The sequence below is a fragment of the Paenibacillus sp. FSL H7-689 genome (assembly GCF_000517905.1).
Taxonomy (GTDB): domain Bacteria; phylum Bacillota; class Bacilli; order Paenibacillales; family Paenibacillaceae; genus Paenibacillus; species Paenibacillus amylolyticus.
The window spans coordinates 1-324 of sequence record NZ_ASPU01000061.1; the positions used below are offsets into that span (position 1 = coordinate 1).

Consider the following 324-nt stretch of genomic DNA (forward strand, 5'->3'; position numbering starts at 1 on the left):
GACAGCGATTCATTTCGGTCCGTCACTTCGGTGTGGATGAAATGAAGAGCACAAGCAACTCACTCGTTGCTCAGTTTTGAGAGCTCAAACTCTCAAACGTTTGGTGGCGATAGCGAAGGGGTTCCACACGTTCCCATCCCGAACACGACCGTTAAGCCCTTCAGCGTCGATGGTACTTGGACCGCAGGGTCCTGGGAGAGTAGAACGCCGCCAAGCGTAACCCATTTTGGGTTCAAATAGTATATGTAATGTGGGCCCTTAGCTCAGTTGGTTAGAGCGCACCTCTGATAAGGGTGAGGCCGGTGGTTCGAGTCCACCAGGGCC

The 324-nt window shown here is 53.4% G+C and carries 1 rRNA gene; it reads left to right on the forward strand.

From position 1 onward, the window contains the following. The first annotated feature begins 99 nt into the window (after nt 1–99). Nucleotides 100–216, forward strand: a 5S ribosomal RNA gene (gene rrf, locus C170_RS27370). Nucleotides 217–324: the final 108 nt, after the last annotated feature.